The 14,253-nt window shown below is 74.3% G+C and carries 12 protein-coding genes; 10 read left to right on the top strand and 2 right to left on the bottom strand.

Going from position 1 to position 14,253, the window contains the following annotated elements; genetic code table 11:
* Positions 1-328 precede the first annotated feature (328 nt).
* The 9 genes from A949_RS0128835 to A949_RS38640 all read left to right on the top strand — a co-directional run bounded on the left by A949_RS0128835 (position 329) and on the right by A949_RS38640 (position 9,529).
* The gene (locus A949_RS0128835) at positions 329-1,927 is read left to right on the top strand and encodes an ATP-binding protein (protein WP_019359529.1); all 1,599 of its coding nucleotides are present in this window, start codon (positions 329-331) and stop codon (positions 1,925-1,927) included.
* Positions 1,924-2,349, top strand: coding sequence for a roadblock/LC7 domain-containing protein (locus tag A949_RS0128830; RefSeq protein ID WP_019359528.1), 426 nt, complete (start codon positions 1,924-1,926; stop codon positions 2,347-2,349). The genes A949_RS0128835 and A949_RS0128830 overlap by 4 nt, the downstream gene beginning before the upstream one ends.
* Positions 2,346-2,714 carry a DUF742 domain-containing protein gene (locus tag A949_RS0128825; RefSeq protein WP_019359527.1) on the top strand — a complete coding sequence of 123 codons (369 nt, stop codon included), beginning with the start codon at positions 2,346-2,348 and terminating at the stop codon, positions 2,712-2,714. Before A949_RS0128830 ends, A949_RS0128825 begins: the two co-directional genes overlap by 4 nt.
* A complete protein-coding gene (locus A949_RS0128820; protein WP_027760366.1) occupies positions 2,686-3,357 on the top strand; it encodes an ATP/GTP-binding protein in 672 nt (223 codons plus the stop codon). Before A949_RS0128825 ends, A949_RS0128820 begins: the two co-directional genes overlap by 29 nt.
* On the top strand, positions 3,354-4,640 hold the full coding sequence (locus tag A949_RS0128815; RefSeq protein WP_019359525.1) for a cytochrome P450: 1,287 nt from the start codon (positions 3,354-3,356) through the stop codon (positions 4,638-4,640). The genes A949_RS0128820 and A949_RS0128815 overlap by 4 nt, the downstream gene beginning before the upstream one ends.
* Positions 4,641-4,999: 359 nt before the next feature.
* Positions 5,000-7,945, top strand: coding sequence for an AfsR/SARP family transcriptional regulator (locus A949_RS0128810; protein ID WP_019359524.1), 2,946 nt, complete (start codon positions 5,000-5,002; stop codon positions 7,943-7,945).
* A 228-nt stretch (positions 7,946-8,173) separates the two neighbouring features.
* A complete protein-coding gene (locus A949_RS0128805) occupies positions 8,174-8,431 on the top strand; it encodes a hypothetical protein (RefSeq protein WP_019359523.1) in 258 nt (85 codons plus the stop codon).
* Between the two features lie 251 nt (positions 8,432-8,682).
* Positions 8,683-8,841: a hypothetical protein gene (locus tag A949_RS38340; RefSeq protein WP_158687652.1), complete on the top strand. Its 159-nt coding sequence runs from the start codon at positions 8,683-8,685 to the stop codon at positions 8,839-8,841.
* Positions 8,842-9,370: 529 nt separating this feature from the next.
* The gene (locus A949_RS38640) at positions 9,371-9,529 is read left to right on the top strand and encodes a hypothetical protein (RefSeq protein ID WP_019359521.1); all 159 of its coding nucleotides are present in this window, start codon (positions 9,371-9,373) and stop codon (positions 9,527-9,529) included.
* A gap of 71 nt (positions 9,530-9,600) precedes the next feature.
* Here the strand turns inward: A949_RS38640 and A949_RS0128790 are convergent, their stop codons facing one another.
* The gene (locus tag A949_RS0128790) at positions 9,601-10,152 is read right to left on the bottom strand and encodes a hypothetical protein (protein WP_019359520.1); all 552 of its coding nucleotides are present in this window, start codon (positions 10,150-10,152) and stop codon (positions 9,601-9,603) included.
* Positions 10,153-10,376: 224 nt separating this feature from the next.
* On the opposite strand from A949_RS0128790, the gene A949_RS0128785 reads away from it, so the two are divergent.
* Positions 10,377-11,255, top strand: coding sequence for a Trp biosynthesis-associated membrane protein (locus A949_RS0128785; RefSeq protein WP_019359519.1), 879 nt, complete (start codon positions 10,377-10,379; stop codon positions 11,253-11,255).
* Between the two features lie 79 nt (positions 11,256-11,334).
* Here A949_RS0128785 and A949_RS0128780 read toward each other — a convergent pair whose 3' ends face one another.
* Positions 11,335-14,172, bottom strand: a complete 2,838-nt coding sequence (locus tag A949_RS0128780; protein ID WP_019359518.1) for a serine/threonine-protein kinase — start codon at positions 14,170-14,172, stop codon at positions 11,335-11,337.
* Positions 14,173-14,253: the final 81 nt, after the last annotated feature.

Genomic DNA, 14,253 nt, shown 5'->3' with positions numbered 1-14,253 from the left:
AACGGGTGGTGCGGGGCTGCTCTTCCCGCCCGGGCCGGACAGCCCACGGCATCCGCATCTGTCGGCATGACGCGACGTCAGGCGGCGGCCTGTGCACCGGGGTCCGGGAACCCGGCGGATGGACCGCATGCCTGAGAATCGCTCAGGGGTGCTAGCCTCAGCGCCGCGTGGCGCCTTTGCGCTCGGTAATCAGGAGGACTGATTCCGCATCTGGCTGCGCGCGCTGCGCCACTGAGGGAACATGGCACGACTGCTGTTCACTGATCAGTTCGCGAGCAGTCCGCGGACTGGCCGGCCCGCACGACAATCCAATCGCTCAAGGACGCCGATGACCGAGATACCGGTGGCGCTGACCGTCATCCTGTCCGTGGGGACGGCGGCGGCCGTGGCACTCGCCCTCCTGCTGGCGCGTTCGGCGCGGGAGGCGAAGCGGCTGCGGCAGCGCTCCGCCGCCGCCGAGAAGGACCTGCAGGAAGCGCTGCGCCAGCAGGCGGCCTTCGCCGGACGGGCGCAGGCGACCGAGGCGGAGGTCCGGCACCTCGCGGCCGCCCGCGTCCCGGACCTGACCGCCGCGCTCGCCCACCCCAACGTCCCCGTACGGGGCCTGCTCGACCCGGGTTTCCAGGGCACCGAGCTGGACCGTGCGCTGACCGCGGTGCTGGAGCAGGTCAGCGACGCGGTCACCAAGGAGCGGCTGCGCGTGGACGGCGCGGCCCAGGCCTCCATGCGGGGCGCGACGACGACCATCCAGGCGCTGCTCTACCAGCTGCAGACGCGGCTGCAGACGATGCAGGAGCGCTACGACGACCCGTTCGTGGCCGAGGACCTGCTGGCCGCCGACTTCCTCAACGAACAGGCGCTGCGCCGCATCCAGTCCACCGCGATCGTCTGCGGTGCCTGGCCCGGGCTGACCCGGCAGAACTCGCACCTGGGCGACATCGTCGTCGGCGCGATGTCCCGGCTCAGCGGCTACGAGCGCGTCCAGGTGACCAACCAGCTCCGGGACCCGGTGGGCGTGGTGGCGCGGGCCGTGGAGCCCGGCGCCGTGGTCCTCACCGAGCTGCTCGCCAACGCGCTGCACTACTCGCACCCCGAGCTCCCCGTGGCGGTGACGATCCAGCAGGGCAACCGCGGGGCCTCGGTGATCATCGATGATGCCGGTGTCGGCATGCACGCCGAGGAGTTGGAACGTGCCCAGCGCATGATGTCCGGCCAGGAGAACACGCTCCTGACCGAGCTGGGCGACCCGCCCAAGACCGGTTTCGCCGCGGTGGGGCAGCTCGCCCGGCAGTACGGTTTCACGACGTCCGTGGAGCCGTCCCCGTACGGCGGTGTACGTGCCATCGTCCACATCCCCGGCGACCCGCTGCTGACGCTGCTCGACGAGGAGGAGCAGCCGATGTCCCCCATGGCCCCGGTGCCGCGCAGCAACACGAGCGCCGCCCCGCCGGTCCCCTCCGCGCTGCCCGGGCACGCCGTGCCGCCGCGTCCGCCCCAGGCCGAACCGGCGGCGGGCACCACCGCCTCGGCGTACGCGCAGTCCGGGCCGGACCCCGTCCAGCAGGACGCGCCCGCCGACGAGGACCTGCCGCGCCGCAGGCGCCGCAGGCCGGTGCCCGACGTCACCCTGGGGACCCCGTCGGGCACCTCGGGCCAGGCGCCGGCCGCCGAAGCACCGCAGTCGACCGGGCGGCACGCGCAGCCGCCGCAGGCCCCGCAGCAGCCGCAGGCGTCGCCGGAGCAGAGCGCGGAGCGCTGGGCGGCCTTCCAGCGCGGCACCAACTCGGGCCGCGCGGCGGTCGACGAGGGCACCGAGGCGGGTGGCGTGCGCCCGGCGTCCGCAGCACCGTCCCCCCGACACGGCTCCGCGGTCGCCGACGACCACTACGCCGATCCCCGTTCCGCTGAAGGGAATCCGCAGGAATGACAATCCCCGCACGCAGGGCACTCCGGGACGACACCTCATGGGTGCTGGGTCCGTTGCTGGAGCTGCCGCACGTCGTCCACGCGGCCGTCATCTCCGGCGACGGCCTCATCGAGGGGCGCTCGCCGCACCTGGAGCGGGACGCCGCGGAGGGTGTGGCGGCGATGCTCTCCGCACTCCAGGGCGCGGCCCGGACGACGACGGCGGCGTTCGCCGGGTCGTTCGAGGCACGGCTGCGCCAGACCGTGGTGGAGTCCGACCACGGCTGGGTCTTCGCCATCCCCGCGGGTGAGAACACCACGCTGGCCGTCTTCGCCGGCCCCGACGTGAACATGGGCGTGGTCACTCACCAGATGCAGGTACAGGTCGCGTCGCTGGGTGCGAAGACCATGAGCAGCCCGGCGAGGAACGACACGACCACATGACTCCGCCGCCCCGTGACGGCAGGCGCCTGGTGCCTGCGTATCTGGCGACGACCGGACGAGCCCGGCCCAGCCGCAACACTCTCGACCGCCTCACCGTGCTGCACGGCGCGGCGGATCCCGCGACGGTCTCCGGGCTCCGCCCGGAGGAGATCCGGCTGTTGGAGTTGCTGCGCGGCGGTGCGCTGTCGCTCGCCGAGGCCGCCGCGCATCTGCGGCTCCCGGTCAGTGTGGTCAAGGTCCTGGTGGCCGACCTGGTGGATGCGGGCCGGCTGATGGCCCGCGCCCCGATTCCCGACGCCGAACTGCCGGAGCGGCAGATTCTGGAGAAAGTTCTCAATGGACTCCGCACTCTCAAGTCCTCCTAGTCCGGAGACCCCGTCGGGCTCCGCGGCGCCGGCAGGCTCCATATACCTGGACGACAAGCCGCAGACGCTGGTGAAGCTGCTGGTCGCGGGGCCGTTCGGGGTGGGCAAGACCACCTTCATCCGCTCGCTGTCCGAGACGCAGCCGCTGCACACCGAGGAGGTGATGACCCGCACCGGCGCGCTGGTCGACGACCTGGCCGGGGTGCGGGACAAGACCACCACCACGGTCGCCATCGACTTCGGGCGGCTGACCCTGCCCGGGGATCTGGTGCTGTACATGTTCGGCACCCCGGGGCAGCGCCGGTTCCGCCCGCTGTGGCAGGACATCGCCCGGGGCGCGCTGGGCGCCCTGGTGCTCGCGGACACCCGTCGCCTCGCCGACTCCTTCGAGGTGATGGACATGATCGAGGAGGCGGGGCTGCGGTACGCGGTGGCCGTCAACTCCTTCCCGGACTCCCCGCTGCACCAGGCCGAGACCCTGCGGGACCACCTCGATCTGCACCCGGACACCCCGCTGGTGGTGTGCGACGCGCGGGACCGGAGCCAGTCGGCGGACGCGCTGATCGCCCTCGTCAGCCACGTCCTGGAAGCCCTCGACCAGCAACAGCAGAGCCAGCCGCAGCCCTCCCAGGAGCCTTCTTGAGCACCGTCCCAGCGCCGGGGCACCCGTCCTCCGGCCAGATGCCGCCGCCGCTCTCCCGGCCCAACCACGAGGTCACCCCGCTGTACGGGGAGGAGTTCGCGGCGGACCCGTACGCCGTCTACGACCGGCTGCGCAAGTACGGCGCCCTCGCCCCCGTGGAGATCGCCCCCGGGGTGGGCGCCATGCTGGTGATCGACTACCGGGCCGCGCTCGACCTGCTGCACGACTCCGCCACCTGGTCGAAGGACTCCAGCATCTGGCTGGACAGCGTGCCGGAGGACTCGGCCGTGATGCCGATGCTGCGCGGCAGACCCAACGCGCTGTTCACCGACGGCGAGACGCATGCCCGCTACCGGAAGGTGATCTCCGACAGCTTCGGCCGGCAGGAGCCGCACGAGATGCGGCGGGACGTCCAGGAGGTCGCCGACAACCTGATCGCGAACTTCGCGCGGGACGGCGAGGCGGACCTGATCGGGCAGTTCGCCCGGCTGCTGCCGCTGCTCTACTTCAACCGGGCGTTCGGCATGCCCGACGAGGAGAGCGAGCTGCTGATCCAGGGCATCATGGGCATGTTCGACAGCAAGACCCCCGAGGAGGCGGCAGCCGCCGACGCCGCCTACACCCGCTACGTCACCGAGCTGACCCAGCTCAAGCAGCGGCAGCCCGGGCAGGACCTGACGTCCTGGTTCATGCAGCACCCGGCCGGGCTGAGCGCCGAGGAGGTCGTCCAGCAGATCGTGCTGACGCTGGCCGCCAGCTACGAGCCGCTGTCCAACCTGATCGGCAACTCGCTCAGCCGGATGCTGGTCGACGACCGCTACTACGGCAACCTCTCCGGCGGTGCGCTCACGGCCCGCGACGCGCTGCACGACGTGCTGCGCAACGAGCCGCCGATGGCCAACTACTCGGCCCACTACCCCCGTCGCGACGTGTACTTCCACGGGGTGTGGCTGCGTGCGGGCCAGCTCGTGCTGGTCTCCTACGCGGCGGCGTCCACGCAGAGCGGGCGGTCCGCGCCGGGCGAGAGCACGGGCGCCGCCGGCTCCGGGGGCGGCGCGCATCTGGCCTGGGCGGCGGGCCCGCACGCCTGCCCCGCGCAGCAGCCCGCGCTGCTGATCGCGACGACCGCGATCGAGCGGCTCACCGCCTGGCTGTCGGACATCGAGCTGACCGTGCGCTACGACGAGCTGAGCTGGCGTCCGGGCCCGTTCCAGCGCGGGCTGGTCTCGCTGCCGGCGCGGTTCAGCCCCGTCAGCCCGGACCAGGCGGGCGTCCCCCGCTAGCGCGGCGGCGGCGCGGTCCCGCACGCACCGGCCCGGGCCCGTCCAGGGTCCGGGCCGCGGTGTGTCGGCCCTCGGCGCGAGCAGACCGCCGGCGCTGCCCCGGGCGAGGCGCTCCACACGGTCCGCGGGCGGGTGCCGCCGTCGAAGGAACGGGCGTGCAGCCGGAGTTCCCGCCGCCGTGGCGACTCCGGTCCGGCCTCCGGGTGCCCTGCGCCCGACACCTTCCGCGACCGTCCGTTGCCCCTCCGAATTCGAAGGGTTCGTAGAGAGGCCGCCACTCGGCTGACGGAATTGACGAGAACAAGGCAGACTGACCCGTGCGGGGAACGGAGGAGTGCGGATTCGCAGGGGGCACACCAATGGGCGCCGGGGACCAGGAACAGGTCGGAACGGAGCGTCGGGGGAACCAGCTTCACTTCACTGTGCTCGGTCCAGTCCGCGCCTGGCGCGGGGACCAGCAGCTGACCATGGGCTCACCCCAGCAGAAGGCGCTGCTGGCGGCGCTGCTGCTACCCGGCGGCCGCACCTGCACCGCCGAGGAGCTCATCGACGCCATCTGGGGCGAGGACCCGCCCGAGCGGGCCAAGGCCGCGCTGCGCACCTACGCCTCGCGCATCCGCAAAGCTCTCGGCTCCGCCGCCGGGATCCTGGTCAGCGAATCCGGCGGCTATGCCGTCCGCACCGGCCCCGAGGCCACGCTGGACGCGGAGCAGGCGCACGAACTCGCCGTGCGTGCCGAGAAGGCGGCCTCGGCGGGTGACCGTGAAGCGGCCCGCGAGCTGTACCGTTCCGCGCTCGCCCAGTGGGCCGGCGAACCGCTCGCCCACGTCCCGGGCCCCTACGCCGAACACCAGCGCGTCCGGCTCGGCGAATGGCGGCTCGGCCTGCTGGAGCTGCGGCTCGACCTCGACCTCCAGGTCGGCGGCCACGCCGAGGCCGTCAGCGAACTGACCGCGCTCACCGCCGCGCACCCGCTCCGCGAGCGGCTGCGGGAGCTGCTGATGCTCGCTCTCTACCGCAGCGGACGGCAGGCCGAGGCACTGGCCGTCTACGCCGACACCCGCAAGCTGCTCGCCGACGAACTCGGCGTCGACCCGCGCACCGAGCTGTCCGAACTCCAGCAGCGCATCCTGGAGGCCGACGACGAGCTGGCCTACCAGTCGACCGAGGACCCGTCCGCATCCGGCGCCGAGGCCACCCGGCCGGCGCAGCTCCCGGCGACCGTGGCCGATTTCACCGGCCGGGCCTCCTTCGTGGCCGAACTCGGCGACGAACTGGCGCAGACCGACGGGACGGTGATGGCGGTCTCCGCCGTCGCGGGCATCGGCGGTGTCGGCAAGACGACCCTCGCCATCCACGTGGCGCACGCCGCCGCCGACCGGTTCCCCGACGGCCAGCTCTACGTCGACCTGCAGGGCGCCGGAGCGGCCCCGGTCGACCCCGAGACCGTGCTCGGCTCGTTCCTGCGCGCGCTCGGCGTCGCCGACTCGGCCATCCCCAGCGGCACCGAGGAGCGCTCCGCGCTGTTCCGCTCGCTGCTGGCCGGGCGCCGGGTGCTGACGCTGCTCGACAACGCCCGGGACGCCGCCCAGGTGCGGCCCCTGCTGCCCGGCACCTCCGGGTGCGCGGCCCTGGTGACCAGCCGGGCGCGGATGGTCGACCTGGCCGGCGCCCACCTGGTGGACCTGGATGTGATGAACCCCGAGGAGGCCCTCGCCCTCTTCACCCGGATCGTCGGCGCGGAGCGGGTGCTCCCCGAACGCGAGGCCGCCATGGACGTGGTGGCGGCCTGCGGGTTCCTGCCGCTGGCCATCCGGATCGCAGCGGCCCGGCTGTCGGCCCGCCGCACCTGGACCGTCTCCGCGCTCGCCGCCAAGCTCGGCGACGAGCGCCGCCGGCTGGACGAGCTCCAGGTCGGCGACCAGGCCGTGAAGGCCACCTTCGAACTCGGCTACGGCCAGCTCGACAGCGAACAGGCCCGCGCCTTCCGGCTGCTGGGCCTCGCCGAGGGGCCGGACATCTCCCTGGACGCCGCCGCGGCCCTCCTGGACCGCGCCCCGGAGGAGAGCGAGGACCTGCTGGAATCTCTGGTGGACACCTCCCTGCTGGAGTCCGCAGCGCCCGGCCGCTACCGCTTCCACGACCTGGTGCGCCTCTTCGCGCGCGCGTGCGCCGAGCGGGACGAGCAGCCCGGCGGCGAGTGCGAGGCGGCGCGGGCCAGGCTGCTGGACTTCTGTCTGGCGACGGCGAGACACGTGTTCGCCTGGGACCATCCCCGCGACCGGACCGTCGACCATCTCGGCCCTCCGGTGGGCGAGGGGCTGGCGTTCCCCGGCCAGGAGAGCGCCCTGGAGTGGCTGTTCACCGAAGGCGAGTGCCTGATGGCGGCGATCGGGCAGGCGGCCTCCCTCGGAGCCCTGCGTCCGGCCGCCGATCTGCTGGTGGCCACCAAGGACCTCGCGGACTCCGGCGTCCACTCGCTCCGCTACGAGCGGGCGGCGGCAGCGGTACGGGAGGCCGCGGAGCGGGCGCACGAGGCCCTCCCGGGAGCGCGCGCGGGCATCATGCTGACCCATGCCCACGCGCTCGGCGGGCGGTTCCCGCAGGCCGAGGCGGAGGCGGTGCGCGCCCTGGACCTGGGCCGCTCCGCGGGCGACCCGCTCTCCTGCTCCTACGCGCCGAACGACCTCGGCATCCTGGCCACCTACCTCGGCCGGCACGAGGAGGCGGAGAGCCATCTGGAGGCGGCCATCCTGGCCTTCCGTACCGACGAGAACCGGCCCTCGGAGGCGAGCGCGCTGTGCAACCTCTCGCGGGTCCACACCGCGCTGGGGCGGCACGACAGCGCGGTGGAGCTGGCCATGCAGGGCGTGGCCGTCTACGAGGAGATGGGCAGCACGCTGCGGATGGCCAACGCGCTCTACACGCTGGGCTCCGCGCTGTCGGCGGCCGGGCGGAGCGAGGAGGGGCTGCGGCATCTCACGGAGGCGCGCGAGATCTTCCACGTCAGCCGGCAGTCCCGCTGGGAGGGCGTCACCCACTTCCGGATCGCCGAGGCGCACCTGCTGTCCGGGGACGCGGCCCGGGCCGCCGAACACGCCGAGCAGGCCATCGCGCTGCGCGTCATCGGCGGCGAGTGGCGGAAGGCGACGGTCCTCGTCGTCCTGGGCAAGGCGCTGGCCCGGCTGGGCCAGGCCCGGCGGGCACGGGCCTGCCTGGAGGAGGCGCTGGCCATCTTCGAGCCACTCGGATCGCCCGAAAGCGCCGAGGTCAGAGAGCTGCTGACGCAGGTGGCCGAGCACTGAGAGGCGCCTCGCGGCCTCGATTATCAGGCGTTCATCAATCGTTTATCGCTCTCGGCGATGCTCTTACTCAACGATCCGCCGCGTCGGGGGGCAGGCGGGTCAGGGGGAGGAAGCCGCTGGCCCCGGTACGGTGAGCGGCCGCAACAGACCCGTCCGGCGGTCCTCGGGGGAGCTGCCGGGCGGGTTTCCACCAGGGATTCAACGCCCTAGAACGAGGAGCTAGCCACCATGGCCACTCACGAGCAGACCGTGGACGAGCAGGAAGAGTCCACAACGGGGACCCAGAGCAACCACGACACCAGCACGACCGGCACGACCGGCACGACCGGCACGGAGAACAACCACGGCACCAGCACGCCGATGGTCGCCCAGAACAACCACGGCACCATCCTTCCTGAGGCGTCGCAGCAGCCCGGGACGTCCGGGGACTCCCGGATATCCGAGGAGTCCGGGGAGCCGGAGCAGGCCCAAGTCGGCGCCCGGTAACGAGACCATCACCGCAGGGGGAAGAAGCGCGGGTCGCCATCGACGGCGTAGAGGGGGAGTCGTCGATGGCAACCCGCGCCTTCACCGCCAGGGTGCGGGCCCGGGCCCGCACCCGGCGGCCACGCCCACCGGCGACCGGCCCGCACGGGACCGGTGCGGACCCGTCGCCGGTTGTCCGGGCAGAACGCCCGGAGTTGGGTACTGAACAGTCAAGGCACAAGCATTCGATCCCGAACCGACTTGGAGTCACCGTGAGTCGTGTAAGAAGCATTCTTGCCGCAACGGCGCTCGCCTTCGGCCTCGTCGGCCTGCTGGCGGGACCCTCTCTGGCCGCCACCGCCGATCAGCCGTCCGTGGGGCACCACCTGACCGCCGGTGCCGCCCACACGGAGAACAACCACTCCACCTGATCGCCGGTGCCGCTCACGCGGCAGAACGACCGCCGCACCCGGGCCGGGTGAGTACCCGGTCCGGTTCCGCGCCGGGGCCGCACCGTCCGCCCCGGCGCGGATCCGTCTCCGTGCCGGGCGCGTGTCCGCGCATACCCGGCACGGCGCCGTGGCAGGGTCGACCACCGGGCCGGGGCCCGCTGCGCGGCCCGGCCCGGACGGCGGCGCAGCAGCTCCGGATGCACGCGGATCCGTGTCCACAGGGTGTGGACATCGCGCAGCTCCACGGCACTTCTCCGAGCGCGGCGCCGCGGAGCCCGGCGGCAGGCTGCGCATCGGCGCGCCGTACGCACTGTTCCCCGGCAACCGGGCGGGGAAGACCGGCGGTTGACCTTGCCGGGCGAGGCGGTCGCCGCCGACGGGTGCCGACCGGCGTGCGGGCGGCGCAGCCCGGCAGGGTGCGGGCGGCGCAGCCCGGCAGGGTGCGGGCGGCCGAGACTGCCGGGTGCGACCCCCCACAGCGGCGGGTCGCACCTTCTACTGTTCCGGCATGCACAAGCGCGACCACGAGCCCGTCCTCATCCGCAGCCGCTGGGGAACCAGCCGGTACGTGTACAACCCGAGAAACCCGGTCGGCCTCGCCCTGATCGTCATCACGGTGTTCGTCGTTCTGGGCGGCCTGTTCCTGTGGGGGCACTCCACCCCCTGAGCGGCGCCGCCCCGAAAGCCGGCCGACCCCGGGGGCCGGCCCCGGAGGCGGTCGCCCCGGGGCCGATCGGCTCAGGAGACCGAGGTGACCTCGCACTCGCGGACCTTGCGCAGCTGGTCGGGGTGGTCCATCGGCACCTGGACCGTCTTGCTGCGGCCCGGGCGCACCACGGCGAAGGCCGAACCCGTGTCGACGATCTCGCTGTCGCCGTCGCGGAAGGCCACCTCGACGTCGAAAGTGCCCTTGCTGCCGCCGGAGTTGCGGACCCGCACGGTGGCACCGGGCTCGTCCCGGTTCTTCAGCTTCTTCCCCTTGGCCGCGGCGCACTCGGTGACGGTGCCCGAGCCCCTGGCCCGGTTCTGGCGGGAGCTGCCGGAGGTGGTGGTGCCGGAGCTGTCGTCGCTGTCGTAGTCGTTGTCGTAGTCGTTGTCGTAGTGCCGGCTGGAGCTGTGGCTGCTGGACTTCTTGCTGCTGCAACCGCCGCCGCCGTGCCCGCTGCGGCTCTTGCTGTGGCTCTTGCTGCCGCCGCGGCCGCCGGAGGACCGGGCCGGGCTGAAGCCGCTCAACGCCACCAGCACGAGCGTGACGGCGGCGATCAGCTTGAGATGACGCATCCGCTGCATATGGGACTCCCCCGAGACATCGTTCCGCGACGGTCGGTGCGCGCCGCGCGCACACGGCACCCGGGGCGCCAGGCACCCGTCCGGGCAGTTGTCGCGTGCAGTACAACTCCTATCATCGGCTCAGGACGCGCGCGGTGGCGAGGGGGTTCCCGGCGGCGTAGCGTCGAACGCGGATCACGCACCCGTGCGGCGCCGGGAGCGGCGCCGGAAAGCGAGGCGAGACCATGATCCGGAACCTTCTCGGGTCCCTGCTCGCCCTCATCGGAGCGGCGGCCGCCGTATACAGCCCCTTCCGACCGTGGTACGACGGCCGCCTCGGGCGTGATTTCCGCATCGACGACCTCTTCACGGGGACCGGCGTCACCACCGCCGGTGCGGCCCTGTTCACCGGGCTGTTCGTGCTGATGCTGGTCGTGGCGGTGGTGGCCGTGCTCGGCGTGCTGCTGCGCTCGCGGCTGACCGTGGCGCTGGCGGGCGTGCTGGGCCTGGGCGTCACCATCCTGTGGATGGTGCGGCAGGGACAGGCCGCCGGCAGCCTCTCCGCCGGCAACACCGGCGGGCTCGCCTCCGGGGCCTGGCTGGCCCTGGGCGGCGGATTCCTGCTGCTGCTCGCCGGGGCCCTGATGTCGGGCCGCCGCGCCGCGGCCCGACGACGGCACGCGGCCGAACCCGCGGCCGCTGCACCGCCCTTCCACGGGGCACCGGACCGCACCGAGGACACCCTGGAGCAGCCGTTCGTGGGACCTCCGCCGCCGGAACGGCCGCACGCCGATCCCCGGTGGCAGCAGCCCCCGCCGGGGCCGGGCGCGGGCGGGCCCCCTCCGCCGCCACAGGGGTACCCGGGGCCGCAGCCGCCCGAGCCGGGGGCACCGCCGCCGCAGCAACCGTACGGCGGACCCCGGGAGATGGGCACGGAGCCGCCGCTGCCCGAGGGCCCCGAACCGTACGAGCCGCAGCCCGGCACCCAGGGGGCCCCGCTGGACGAGCCGTACGAGCGGCGGCCCGGGGACGAGGGGCCGTCCTCCGGGAGCAGGCGGCCCGGCAGCCCCGGCGACCCAGGCGACGAGGACACCTGGCCGCACCGTGGACGGGACGCGGCCTGAGCGACCGCCCCACCCCGCTCCCGGCCCCCGGCGGGCTGTGCCCGGTGGTCGCCCGGGACGCGGACGGGGAGGAGCGGGTTCAGGCGGAGTGGCGGGCCTGGCCGGTGCCCTTCGTGGCGTCCAGCGCGTAGACGCAGCGGTCCTTGCTGCACGCGTACACCACCCCGCCGACGGCCACCGGCGAACCGGTGATCTCGCCGCCGGTCGCCAGCTTCCAGCGGAGCTGCCCGCCCACCGCATCGACCGTGTAGAGGCAGTGGTCCGCGGACCCGAAGTGCACCCGCCCGTCGGCGACGACGGGCGCACCCACCACGTCGGCGCCGGTCGCGAAGCGCCAGCGGGGTGTTCCGCTCACCGCGTCCAGCGTGTACAGGGCGCTGCCGCTGCCGAGGTGCACCAGCCCGTCCGCGGTGACGACCGGCTCGGTCGAGTGCCGCGGCTCGGTGGCGATCCGCCAGCGGTCGTGGCCCGTACCGGAGTCCAGCGCGTAGACGGTGCCCAGGTAGTCGGCGAGGTAGATGCCCCCGCCGGTCACCCCGGGGCCCGGTACGAACGCGGGCGGGCAGAGGAAGGCCGCCGGGGCGTCGAACCGCCACCGCTCGCGCCCGGTCGCGGCGTCCAGCGCGAACACCCGGGAGCCCGCACACACGTACAGTGCTCCGTCCGGCGCCGACGTCACCCGCACGGGAACCCCGCCGGTGGCGGAGGCGTCGCCCACCGGGTAGGTCCAGCGCTCCGCGCCGGTGCGCGCCTCCAGCACGTACAGCCGCCCGTCGGCCCAGGTGCAGACGGCACCGTCGGCGATGACCGGCCCCGCCTCCGGGGTCTCGAAGTCGGCCTGCGCGCCCGTCAGCTCCCACAGCTTCTCGCCGCTGGCCGCCTCCCACGCCTGGATCCCGCCGCCGCGGGTACCGGTGACCACGGTGCCGCGGTCGACCTGGAGCGAGTAGACCCAGCCGTCGGTGGCCAGCCGCCACCGCTCGGAGCCGTCGGTGGCGTCCAGCGCGTACAGGCTGGGCCCGTCCGAGGCGTGCACCCGGCCCCCGGAGACCGCCATCGACCAGGCGACCTCCCGGGTCTTGAACTGCCTGCGTCCGCTCGCCACGTCCAGCGCGTGCACCTCGAAGGAGGTCACGTACACCAGCTCGTCGGCGACCACGGGCGAGCCCCACACGTCGTTCGACATCCGGAACCGCCACGGACGCCAGCGCTGCGGACCGTCGGGGTGCGGGCCGCCGCCGGCCTGCCCCGGCCCCGCGGACGGCGGCGCCTGCGGCACCCCGGAGTGCTGCTGGAGCGGCGGTCCGGTGGGCGGGGGCACGGTCGAGGGCTGCCCCGGACCGTGGTCGGAGTTCCCGGCATGCCGCGGACCGGGAGCCCCGTAGGGGCGGGCCAGCGGGTGCGGCGCGGGCGGCGCCGGCGCCGCCGGTTCGGCCGACGACAGCGACGGCACCGCCGCCGAGGCGGGCCTGGGAGGCTGCTGCGCATACGGCTGGGCGGCGGCCTGCGGGGCGCCGTCCTGGCCGGCGGGCGGACGCACCCAGCCGGAGGTGGCGGCCGCCTCGGCGTCCCGGCCGGTCTCGTCGGGGCGCCGGGGCCCCGGTCCGATCGGCACCTGCGCGCCGGGCAACTGCACGGACCCGGCGCCGGGGGTTCCGGGCTGGGCGGCGGGACGCGAGACGACCGGCCCCGCGTCCGGGCCCTGGGCCGCGCCGGAGGCCGGACCACCCGGCACCCCGTCGGACGCGGAACCGCCCGGGACGCCGGACGGTCCGGTCGAGCCGACGGCCCGCGGCCCCGGCGGAATGCCCTGGTCCCACTCCGCCACGGCGGCGCCGGGTCCCGCCGGTCCGGAGGCCGCCGGGTCCGGTCCGCCGGCCGCGCGTCCGGCTGCGGGCGGCCCGCCGGGTCCCACGGACCCGAGGGCCGAGCCTCCGCCACCGGCCGCGGCCGCGCCGGGCCCGGGCCCGGACCCGGCGGGTGCCGCGTCGGCCGCGGCCGCGCTCTGCCGCCGCATCGTGCGGCCCCCTCTGCGGCGCTCGATCAGCGAGACGGCCGTGGACGGCAGCCAGGCCGACACCGTGCCGCTGTCGTCGCTCCCGGCGCCGAAGAGGTGCGGGGCGAGCTGCGCCTGCAGATCGGCGGGCGTGGGCCGCTCCTCGGCGGCCATCCGCATACAGGAGTCGATCAGCGGCCGCAGCGCTTCCGGCAGCCCCTCCAGGTCGGGCCCCTCGCGCAGCAGCATGAAGACCGTCTCCACCGGGTTGGCCCCGTGGAAGGGCGCGTGGCCGGTAGCGGCGAAGACGAGGGTGGAGGCGAGCGAGAAGATGTCGCTGGCCCCGGTGACGCTGCGGGAGTCCCGCGCCTGCTCGGGGGACATGTAGGCGGGGGTGCCCACGGCGACGTTCGTCATGGTCAGCCGGGTGTTGGAGACGCCCGAGGCGATGCCGAAGTCGATGACGCGGGGGCCGTCCTCCAGCACGAGCACGTTGGACGGCTTGAGGTCGCGGTGCACCAGGCCCGCGCCGTGGATGGACTGGAGCGCCTCGGCGACCCCCGCCGCCAGCCAGCGCACGGCCTGCACGGGCACCGGTCCGCACTCGGTGACTATTTCCTCCAGGGAGGGCGCGGGCACATAGGCGGTGGCCAGCCACGGCACGGCGGCGCGCGGGTCGGCGTCCACGACGGCGGCGGTGTAGAAGCCGCTCACGGCCCGGGCCGCCTCGACCTCGCGGGTGAAGCGCACCCGGAAGAGCTGATCCTCGGCCAGTTCGGTGCGCACCGTCTTGATCGCGACCCGGCGGCCGGACGCCGAGCGGGCGAGGTAGACCAGCCCCATACCGCCGGAACCGAGACGACCCAGCACCTCGAACGGGCCGATCCGCCGCGGATCGTGCTGTGTGAGCTGCTCCACCACTTGTCCTGCCACCTCCCCGTAGGGGCCGTAAAATCTGCCCGTTCCCACCCCGTGCAGCCTCTCACTGCCGTGCCGGACCTG

The sequence above is a fragment of the Streptomyces sp. AA1529 genome (assembly GCF_000280905.1).
Classification (GTDB): Bacteria; Actinomycetota; Actinomycetes; order Streptomycetales; family Streptomycetaceae; genus Streptomyces.
Note: the sequence above shows the minus strand (reverse complement) of the source record. Positions and strands in the feature narration are given on the sequence as shown.

Excerpts from the sequence above, each read along its gene's own strand:
- A949_RS0128805 (WP_019359523.1), top strand. The coding sequence starts at position 8,174 with ATGGCCACTCACGAGCAGACCGTGGACGAGCAGGAAGAGTCCACAACG.
- A949_RS0128825 (WP_019359527.1), top strand. The coding sequence starts at position 2,346 with ATGACTCCGCCGCCCCGTGACGGCAGGCGCCTGGTGCCTGCGTATCTG.
- A949_RS0128790 (WP_019359520.1), bottom strand. The coding sequence starts at position 10,152 with ATGCAGCGGATGCGTCATCTCAAGCTGATCGCCGCCGTCACGCTCGTG.
- A949_RS0128785 (WP_019359519.1), top strand. The coding sequence starts at position 10,377 with ATGATCCGGAACCTTCTCGGGTCCCTGCTCGCCCTCATCGGAGCGGCG.
- A949_RS0128810 (WP_019359524.1), top strand. The coding sequence starts at position 5,000 with ATGGGCGCCGGGGACCAGGAACAGGTCGGAACGGAGCGTCGGGGGAAC.
- A949_RS0128835 (WP_019359529.1), top strand. The coding sequence starts at position 329 with ATGACCGAGATACCGGTGGCGCTGACCGTCATCCTGTCCGTGGGGACG.
- A949_RS0128830 (WP_019359528.1), top strand. The coding sequence starts at position 1,924 with ATGACAATCCCCGCACGCAGGGCACTCCGGGACGACACCTCATGGGTG.
- A949_RS0128820 (WP_027760366.1), top strand. The coding sequence starts at position 2,686 with ATGGACTCCGCACTCTCAAGTCCTCCTAGTCCGGAGACCCCGTCGGGC.
- A949_RS38640 (WP_019359521.1), top strand. The coding sequence starts at position 9,371 with ATGCACAAGCGCGACCACGAGCCCGTCCTCATCCGCAGCCGCTGGGGA.